4 protein-coding genes are annotated in these 10014 nt (G+C 44.5%); 3 read left to right on the forward strand and 1 reads right to left on the reverse strand.

Annotation, left to right across the window (positions count from 1 at the left end; genetic code table 11):
- Positions 1-192: 192 nt before the first annotated feature.
- Positions 193-2220, reverse strand: coding sequence for a phosphodiester glycosidase family protein (locus tag VB740_RS21735; protein WP_416290358.1), 2028 nt, complete (start codon positions 2218-2220; stop codon positions 193-195).
- Between the two features lie 1016 nt (positions 2221-3236).
- Between VB740_RS21735 and gltB the strand changes: the two genes are divergently transcribed.
- The 3 genes from gltB (at position 3237) to VB740_RS21750 (ending at position 9803) form a co-directional block, all read left to right on the forward strand.
- Positions 3237-7976 carry a glutamate synthase large subunit gene (gltB, locus tag VB740_RS21740; protein WP_323201988.1) on the forward strand — a complete coding sequence of 1580 codons (4740 nt, stop codon included), beginning with the start codon at positions 3237-3239 and terminating at the stop codon, positions 7974-7976.
- An 894-nt stretch (positions 7977-8870) separates the two neighbouring features.
- Positions 8871-9359: a hypothetical protein gene (locus VB740_RS21745; RefSeq protein WP_323201989.1), complete on the forward strand. Its 489-nt coding sequence runs from the start codon at positions 8871-8873 to the stop codon at positions 9357-9359.
- Between the two features lie 93 nt (positions 9360-9452).
- A complete protein-coding gene (locus VB740_RS21750) occupies positions 9453-9803 on the forward strand; it encodes a translation initiation factor (protein ID WP_323201990.1) in 351 nt (116 codons plus the stop codon).
- The last annotated feature ends 211 nt before the right edge of the window (positions 9804-10014 follow it).

The raw sequence follows: 10014 nt of genomic DNA on the forward strand, positions 1-10014 counted from the left end.
GAAATCAGCAATTTTATTGCACCTTGATAAACATAGCAAAATCAAACCTTATGGTGTAAATCATCACTACTAAAATTCTTGTATCTACACCAAGTCTTCATCAAGCAAAATGATAGCTTGTTCTAAACTTTAAAAAAACATGGGGCATTGAGCATTGATGATTAAGAGGCTTTTTTACTTCCTACTGACTCATTATCGTGGTTTCAGGAAAATCCCAATTCCATTATGAACACGAGCAGCGGTACTAGGTGAACGGTCGAGTAGTTGTCCTCCTAAGTAAAGGCTGGTAGAACTACCACCGTCCAAATTTAAGGCATCCACACAGCCCATCTGTTGCATCAATTGGGCGTGTTCTGCCAAATTAGGGCCATAGCCGCCGGCACGATTATGGACAGCAGTAATCATCAATGTGCCTGTTGGCGTTGTGCAAATACCGCTACGAATAGCCTTTTCGGCAATAAAGGCATTGCTGAATTTTTCACCTTTGGCATCGAGGACAATTTGGCGATTTTGGATTAATAGCGGCCCGGCTCCGATAATATGCGGATAACGACTAAAATCAGTGGGAGCAGTGCTGCTGGAAATGCTTACTGTGGTGCCAATAGGTAGCTGTGAGGCAGCAGTAACAGCGTTGGCGCGTAAGGTTAGTAGGTAGCCATCCTGGGGAATAGGAACCGCCGTCTCACCAACTTTGCCGCCTGTTAACTGTTGAGTAATTTGGTCTTTCTGCACCAATAGAATAATTTCGTTATCCGTCAAGGGCGTGTAAGTTGCTCCCCAAGCTGGGGTGTAACGAGCAATGCCACTCTGGACGTAACCGCTATTCAGGAACAGAATTGGTAGGCGCTGATTATTTGCCGTGATTAAAGTTTCTTCTAAGGTGAGACGACCGAAGTAAAATTGACCAGAATCATTCCAAGCGATCGCACCTCGATTCAGAATAGGGCCTGATAACCACCGACCATCCCGACGAATTGCACCCAAAGGCAATTTGTTATTGCGGTTAAAATAACCACCGTTAATTCCACCTACTGCTAAGTAACGTTGTGCTGTTTGAATTAAGGGAGCAATACCCGCAAGCCCATCAAGACTAGCCCACATGGGTTTCAACGTTAACCCAAATTTACGGGGATTAACTTCTAACCAGACCACCGGAAAGCGTTCTGTGCCTAAGTTGACATAGTGCTGTCGCCAGCGCAATCCTGGGGCCCAAGTAATATCTCGTTCTTCTAGGGGATCGGGTCGAATATCGATAATCAGGCGATTGGGGTTAGTAACAGTATTCACTTGAGGCGATAGACCGAAGGGAACGCTCAAACTAATAATTGTTTGGTTTTTCACAACCTCCACTTCTTGAATTAGTGGTTCAGGGGTTGGTGCTGGTGGTATTGGTTGTGTTGGCGTAACTGGTAATAATTGTTTGAGTAGGTTTGGCAGCAATGTTGGTGGTGCTGCTGGTGGCTGGGGGGTATAGCGTTCTATCAAAACAGGATCGGCTATTCCATCAAGGGTAATTCTCCACTCTCGATTTGGTGGTGCAGTGGATTTGGGAGTTGGTGTGTCTGGATCAGAGGGTGGAGTTTCAATTTTTTTAATAATTGACCCTTGTACAACTTGCCAGGGAGTTGGACGATCTAAATCAACAAGAAGCCGAGTTTGTTGCAAAGGGGCACTCGCCTCTGGACGTTCCTGGCTCTGAATAATATTTCTAATTTGTGCTTTTGGGGTAGCAATTATCAAGGTGTTGCCATTGGTTCGGATTTCCCATCCAGATGTTTGAGCAAAATTGCTAATATCCAAATAGCGATATGCTCCTAGTAGTCTGGTGGTTAAAACCAATGGCTTTGTCACCGATGAGAACCACTGTATTGGTTGCCTGGCTGAGTTACTACTATTTAAGAAATTTACTCCAATTAATTGCCTAAATACCCCATCACTGAGATGAGTTGTTACCTGACCAGCTTTTCCAGGTCGCTGCAACCAAGTTCCTGGTAAAGTACGACCATTGAGGGAAATTTGATTACCAGAAGATGCTACGCCTGTTAAAGGAGGTGCAGGTGACTGGGAGATCAGGCTTGGTATCGATTGGACGTTTTTTGGGGACTCCTGGGCGTTGGTAGCACAGGTAGTAGTTAAGCACAGTAATGTTAAAAGCATTGGTGACACAGTAGCTCGGAAAAATCTGCGCTCGCCAATCCCTGATTGGAAACAATTCGGCATTTTCACCATAATTTACTTGGTATTTTTGAAAACTATCACCCAAGGTATAAATTAACTAATTATTTGGAAATATAAAAAAATAGGAGTTTATTTTTCTTAAAATATGCTATTGTATATATTGGCAAGCTATCTCTTTTAAAAGCAAAAAATTATTTAGACGCTAAAGCCACTGCAATTAAGTGTTTTAACTAGCACTAATTCTGACCACACTATACACGGTAGTGTTGGTTATCAAAACTGGATTAAGATATTCAATCCTGACTAAATGTTGCTAATTCAGTAAGGTCTAGTTAATAGTAATACATGTGCCAACTGGTAAGCGGCAAAACTCTAGACAACAAAGATATTTGGGAATTGTCAAATGGGTATATATTGTAATACGCTGATTTTAGTCCTGGATCAGGATAACTAAATATTTACTAATTCGTAATTAAAAGGGTACAACAGCCCACACTAAATTAAAAATTTAGTGGTTAACAAAACAATGGAGGGTACAACCCCCCACTGGTTGCAACTACGAATTAAGGTAGCGTAACTTAAAGCCTTCTCTTCTCCCTTGGCGCTAGCCTCTCCGTTTGGGAGAAAGGGAGAGGCTACGTGAACACTTAGAGTGAGTCCTTCTTGTCACGATCAATTACGAATCATTTTGACTTTGGCTTTGAAAAATAGTACAGCGTTCAGTTTTAGTTTTGTTTCAGGTGAGCCGAAATAGGCTCTATGAGTAGCTATCGTGCATGTGCAAAAAGGGAATTGAGAAAATACTTAGCTTCACAATATAAAAAAGAAACTGTCAGGGCAAAAATGATGTCTTGGCGGAGGTAAGTTGTCTAACACCGCATAAATACATAAAAAATACGCAATCATTTTAACACGGGTGAACTAACAAAAGTAAAACCGAAGTTAAAATTTTTTTTCCCTAAATTTCGGTGCTTGTATAGTTTTCCATCGCTAAATTTAGAAATTTTCTCCCATAACGTAGTGGCAAAATTGGTAACTCAATACTTCAGGAACAGGGTATGAATAATAAACCGATGAATCAAGACCAACAAATCACAGTGGATATAAATTCAAGAGATACCTATCAGGGGCAAAAGTGGTTAGTAGAGGAAAGAGATGCCTGTGGTGTAGGTTTTATTGCTCATCGCCAAAATCATACCAGCCACGAAATTGTCGAAAAAGCCTTAGCTGCTTTAACCTGCTTAGAACACCGGGGAGGTTGTAGCGCCGATCAAGACTCTGGTGATGGTGCTGGAGTATTGACAGCTATACCTTGGGAGTTGTTTCAACAAGACTTTGCCGAAAGTGGAAAGGAATTTCCATCCATCAATAATATAGCTGTTGGGATGATCTTTCTACCACAAGACCAGGAAGCAGCACAAAAAGCTAGGACGGCAGTTGAGCAGGTAGCTGCTGAAGAAAAATTCACTGTACTTGGTTGGCGAGTTGTGCCAGTGCAACCTGATTTACTTGGGATACAAGCAAGAGAAAATCAACCCCAGATTGAACAAGTTTTGCTAGCTTCTGTTGACAAGAGTGGCGATGAATTAGAACGGCAGTTGTATATTACCCGCCGCAGAATTAGTAAAGTTGCAACCAACATCTCAGAAGAGTTTTATATCTGCTCTTTGTCAAGTCGCACAATTGTCTACAAAGGCATGGTGCGTTCTGCCGTATTGGGCGACTTTTATCACGATTTAAAGAATCCAGCTTACAAAAGTGCCTTTGCTGTCTATCATCGCCGCTTTAGTACCAACACGATGCCCAAGTGGCCCCTAGCCCAACCAATGCGGCTTTTGGGTCACAACGGCGAAATCAATACCTTGTTGGGTAACATCAACTGGATGATGGCACGAGAAGCTAGTCTGAATCATCCTGTATGGGGCGTACAGCGCTCCGCGCATGAAAACGGCGCAGCCTCTTTGCAGGAGACTCGCATCAAGGAACTTAAGCCATTAGTTCATATTGATAATAGCGACTCAGCTACCCTAGACAACGTACTGGAATTGCTGGTCTGCTCTGGACGCAGCCCCTTGGAAGCTTTAATGATTATGGTTCCAGAGGCTTACCAAAATCAGCCTTCTTTACGTAATTATCCAGAAATTGTTGATTTTTACGAATATTACAGCGGTCTGCAAGAAGCGTGGGATGGGCCAGCACTTTTAGTATTCAGCGATGGCAAAAAAGTTGGTGCAACACTAGATCGTAATGGTTTAAGACCAGCTCGCTACGTGATTACCAAAGATGACTACATTGTTGTAGCTTCCGAAGCTGGTGTAGTGGACTTCCCAGAAGCCGATATTGTCGAGAAAGGTAGACTCGGCCCAGGGCAAATGATTGCCGTGGATTTAGTAAACCATGAAGTCCTGAAAAATTGGGAGATTAAGCAGCGCATCGCCAAGCAGCACCCTTATGGAGAATGGCTGCAACAGTACCGTCAAGAACTCAAACAAATTGTCAGTAGTCAGTCGGCACATGTGAATGGAAATGGACATCTGGCTGCTGAAAATGGTAATGGGCATAGTACAACTAACAAAATTGACAAGCAAACATTGCTTCAGCTGCAAACTGCCTTTGGCTACACCACAGAAGATGTAGAAATGGTGATTCATCCAATGGCGATCGCAGGTTCAGAGCCGACTTTCTGCATGGGGGATGATATTCCTTTAGCAGTGCTGTCAACAAAACCCCACCTGCTTTATGACTATTTCAAACAGCGCTTTGCTCAGGTGACGAACCCAGCAATTGATCCCCTACGCGAAAAGCTAGTGATGTCTCTGAAAGTCGAACTGGGTGAACGGGGTAACTTATTAGAACCCAAGCCAGAATATGCTCGGAGATTGAAGCTGGAATCGCCAGTGTTAACGGATGGTGAGTTAGAGGCAATTAAGCTGTCAGGATTTGCCACGGCTGAGTTGTCAACCCGATTTGCGATCGCTACCGGCCCTGAAGGATTAAAGGCCGCAGTCCAATCTTTACAAGCACAAGCAGCCCAATCAGTCCGCGCAGGTGCAAAAATTTTAATCTTAAGCGATAAGGGAAATGACGGTATCAGCCCAGAAGATACATACATTCCTCCCCTTTTAGCAGTGGGTGCTGTACATCATCACCTGATTCGGGAAGGGCTGCGAATGAAAACATCCCTAATTGTCAATACTGCTCAATGCTGGAGTACTCATCACTTTGCTTGTCTCATTGGCTACGGTGCTGGTGCAGTTTGCCCGTATATGGCTTTGGATACAGTGCGTGATTGGTGGTCTGATCCCAAAACTCAAAAGTTAATGGGTGTAGAAAAAATTCCCACCCTCACCCTAGAACAAGCTTTAGGAAACTATCGCAAAGCAGTTGAGTCAGGTTTGCTAAAAATTCTCTCCAAAATGGGAATTTCTCTGCTCTCCAGCTATCAAGCAGCCCAAATCTTTGAAGCTATTGGCATCGGTGGAGATTTAATCGAACTGGGATTCCGTGGTACGACTTCCCGGATCGGTGGTTTGAGTGTTAGCGAACTAGCTGATGAAGTGCTTTCCTTCCACTGCAAAGCTTTCCCAGAAGTGACGACCAATAAGTTACAAAACCTGGGCTTTGTGCAGTACCGTCCTGGCGGCGAGTACCACATGAATAGCCCAGAAATGGTTAAGGCGCTGCATAAGGCTTTAGATGGTAAAAACTACGACCACTACGAAGTTTACAAGAAGCATCTTCAAGGCAGACCAGTAACAGCCTTGCGCGACTTGCTAGACTTCCAAGGCGATCGCCCCTCGGTTCCTCTAGAAGAAGTGGAGTCGGTAACTGAAATTGTCAAGCGCTTCTGCACCGGAGGCATGTCTTTAGGCGCTTTGTCAAGAGAAGCTCATGAAACTTTGGCGATCGCTATGAACCGCATTGGCGGTAAATCAAATTCTGGAGAAGGCGGCGAAGATCCAGTCCGCTACACAGTTCTAGATGATGTAGACGAGTCTGGTCACTCGCCAACCCTACCTCATTTAAAAGGATTGCGAAATGGTGATAAAGCCTATAGTGCCATCAAGCAAGTTGCATCGGGACGCTTTGGTGTCACGCCAGCGTACCTAGTCAACGCCAAACAAATTGAAATCAAAATTGCCCAAGGTGCTAAACCAGGGGAAGGTGGACAGCTACCAGGGCCCAAGGTGAGCCAATACATTGCGATGTTAAGGCGCTCGAAGCCAGGTGTCACGCTGATTTCACCACCACCGCACCACGATATCTATTCCATTGAAGACTTAGCGCAACTGATTTTTGACCTGCACCAAATTAATCCCAAAGCAAAGGTGTCGGTGAAGTTAGTTGCAGAAGTTGGTATTGGCACGATCGCCGCTGGTGTAGCGAAGGCAAACGCTGATATTATCCAGATTTCTGGACATGATGGTGGTACAGGTGCATCGCCACTAAGTTCGATTAAACATGCCGGTTCCCCGTGGGAACTGGGTTTAAGTGAAGTGCATCGCGTCTTGATGGAAAATAGCCTGCGCGATCGCGTGATTTTGCGCGTAGATGGCGGACTCAAGAGTGGCTGGGATGTGGTAATAGGTGCATTGATGGGCGGTGAAGAATTCGGTTTCGGCTCCATCGCCATGATTGCTGAAGGTTGTATCATGGCGCGAGTTTGCCACATGAATACCTGCCCCGTGGGTGTTGCTACTCAAAAAGAAGAACTCCGCAAGCGGTTTACGGGAATGCCGGAACAGGTTGTTAACTTCTTCTACTTCATCGCTGAAGAAGTGCGTAGTTTATTAGCACGACTTGGCTACCGTTCTTTGTCAGAAATCATTGGACGTGCAGATTTGTTGAAACTGCGCCCAGAGGCAAAACTCACCAAAACGCGATCGCTCAACCTGGACTGTTTACTGAAGCTACCAGATACCAGAGACAATCGTGATTGGTTAGTGCATGAAGAAGTCCACAGCAACGGCGTGGTTTTAGATGACAAGATGCTTGCCGATCCCGAAATTCAGACTGCCATTCGGGATCAGTCTACTGTTACTAAGACTTACCCTATTGTCAATACTGACAGAACAGTAGGCACTAGATTAGCGGGAGCGATCGCTTCTCAATACGGTGACAGCGACTTTGAAGGACAAATTAATCTCAACTTTACAGGTAGTGTTGGGCAAAGCTTTGGTGCGTTCAACCTCCCTGGTATAATTCTGACCCTGGCAGGAGAGGCAAACGACTACGTAGGTAAGGGGATGCATGGTGGTGAAATCATCATCAAACCTCCAGCCGATGCTACCTATAACGCATCACAAAACGTGATAGTTGGCAATACGTGCCTCTATGGTGCTACTGGTGGCATGTTATTTGCCAATGGTTTAGCAGGAGAGCGCTTTGCTGTAAGAAACTCTAAAGCCATAGCAGTTATTGAAGGTGCTGGGGATCACTGCTGTGAATACATGACTGGTGGTGTGATTGTCGTCCTCGGCAAAGTAGGACGTAACGTAGCAGCTGGAATGACTGGTGGACTGGCGTACTTTTTAGATGAAGACGACTTATTTCGTGAGTTAGTCAACCCGGAAATTGTCAAAATTCAGAGGGTGATTACAGAAGCAGGTGCAAAGCAATTGCAAGAGTTAATCAAAACTCATGCGGAACGCACTGGTTCACTAAAGGCAAATAAAATTCTCCAAGACTGGCAAGAATTTTTGCCGAAATTCTGGCAGTTGGTTCCACCTTCTGAAGCTGATAGTCCAGAAGCTGATCCTGAAAAAACAACTGAGTTCAGTTTAGTAAGCAGTCATTAGTAACTGTAACCGTCCTCATACTCAGCCTTAAGCTATTCTCTCGTTGGAGAAGCTGCACAAACAGGTACTCTGCGAAAATCTCTTTGGATACCTAAAACATTCGCCTGAATTTACCTCTTAAAAAGAACCTGAGTTCGATAGATTCTGAAGAACCCCTCTCCAAACCTCTCCCCGAAATGGAGAGAGACTTAAGAACCTAATTTTTGCGTTGCTCCTCCCTTTCCGCTTCGGAGAGGGAGGCTGGGAGGGAGAGGTCTGTCGAATTCACGTTAAAAAGAGCGTAGAGAGCAAAAAATATTCCCTCCTTATTAATAAGGAGGGAATATTCGCTAACGGATTTACAACTGGACTTTAGCTAAGGGTACAAAAGTAACTAAGCAATCAAATCCTGTGAAAGTAACTTTTAAGTTGATTTGTTCTTTAGTTTCGCACTCCTAACTAGTCTAAACTCCAGTTAGTGAGTTGACCCTTTTTAACTTCCTGCTGCGTTCCTCCCAAATCCCACAAAGCCAAAAGGAGACGAGTTCTAGTTTGGGGTGTATTTTTTGATGTCATATTTGAATGTATTTATTGGCAAAGATCATCATAGTAACTGTATCTTTTTAATTTATTTACACCAAAAAAATAACCAAGAAATTGCTGAATATTTCGGCGTTTTAGCTAAATTGATTAATAAAGAATCAATAAGATATTTCCTTAGGATGAATGCAGTTTCTCTCAAAGGCGGGATGGAATACTTGAGAAAATCGATCATCATAACAGTGAAACGCTGTAGCTGTGCAGTTGTGAATTGAGTGGTAGATGTTTTTTCAATTCCAGGTGAAATAACAGGAATTCCAACTTTGTATTTGCAACAGCAAGGCTTTTAGTAAATACAGGTGATGAAGAAATCCGATGAACACAATATTTAAAGAACGTAAAATAGTTTCGCGTCTATTTGCAGTGTTGCTTTCCGCATTGCTGATGGTTCCTCTGCTGAGTAGCTGCGGAGGTGGTTCTAAAACTGCTACGCCACCACCTGTTGATGATACCGTTGCTAGAACAGTGAGCGATCGCACCACAAACCAACCCGAAGTTAAAAAGGGAATGGGTACAGGGCAAAAAGTAGCACTTTTGGCGGGAGCTGCGGCACTTTACTATATGTACAACCAACATAAGAATGCTCCCCAAGAAGGAGCGCAAGGTAAGTACTATCTTTCCAAGAACGGGCGTGTATACTACCGCGATGCTGAACATCGCGCTCACTGGGTAACTCCACCAGCAGAAGGAATTCGAGTACCTGAATCTGAAGCGCAAAAGTATCGGGAATTCCAAGGCTATAACCGGAGTACTTCAGGTCGCGATCTAACTGGCATAACTTCATCCGCAGCTCCAGCACTCTAGATAGCGAAGCGTGTGTAAATCTCAAGCGGGTTTCTCGGAGGATAACGCCGATCGCGCACGTCGGAAACACGAACTTAAATCAGGAGACAGATTATGGTAGATGACTTTTTGCGAAAGGCGAAGGATCTCTTCTTTGGAGGAAAGGGCGATCAAGCTGAGGATACTGAATACCGCGATGGGCTACGCCCCGCCGTAGACGATCGCAATGTCCGTCCAGCCAGCGAAGACCCCTACGGCGACCCCGCAGATATCGCCTCTTACGGTGATGTCCGTCCAGCCAGTGAAGACCCCTATGGTGACCCTGGAGATATTTCGTCTTATGGTAATGTACGTCCAGCCAGTGAAGACCCCTACGGCGACCCCGCAGACCAAGAGTTTGGTGATGTCCGTCCAGCCAGCGAAGATCCCTACGGCGACCCCGCAGATCAAGATTACCGCCGTTAACGCGAAATTAATGTTGGTTTTTCCTGGGTGATAAATTTTGGAATAACTAACAAATAAGGCAGTGGGATTTAAACCTACTGCCTTTTGTTTTTGCTGAAATTACGAATTACATTAGCGTAGCGGTAGCGAGTCAGCCATACGTGTAAACTTAAACCTATGTAGAGACGTAGCAGTGCTACGTCTCTACAAGGATTTTGGTATTATGCAAAAT

The sequence above is a fragment of the Nostoc sp. UHCC 0251 genome, assembly GCF_034932245.1.
Classification (GTDB): Bacteria; Cyanobacteriota; Cyanobacteriia; order Cyanobacteriales; family Nostocaceae; genus Nostoc.

Bases quoted from the DNA above. Each gene is read 5' to 3' on its own strand.
- gltB (WP_323201988.1), top strand. From the start codon at position 3,237: ATGAATAATAAACCGATGAATCAAGACCAACAAATCACAGTGGATATA.
- VB740_RS21750 (WP_323201990.1), top strand. From the start codon at position 9,453: ATGGTAGATGACTTTTTGCGAAAGGCGAAGGATCTCTTCTTTGGAGGA.
- VB740_RS21745 (WP_323201989.1), top strand. From the start codon at position 8,871: ATGAACACAATATTTAAAGAACGTAAAATAGTTTCGCGTCTATTTGCA.
- VB740_RS21735 (WP_416290358.1), bottom strand. From the start codon at position 2,220: ATGCCGAATTGTTTCCAATCAGGGATTGGCGAGCGCAGATTTTTCCGA.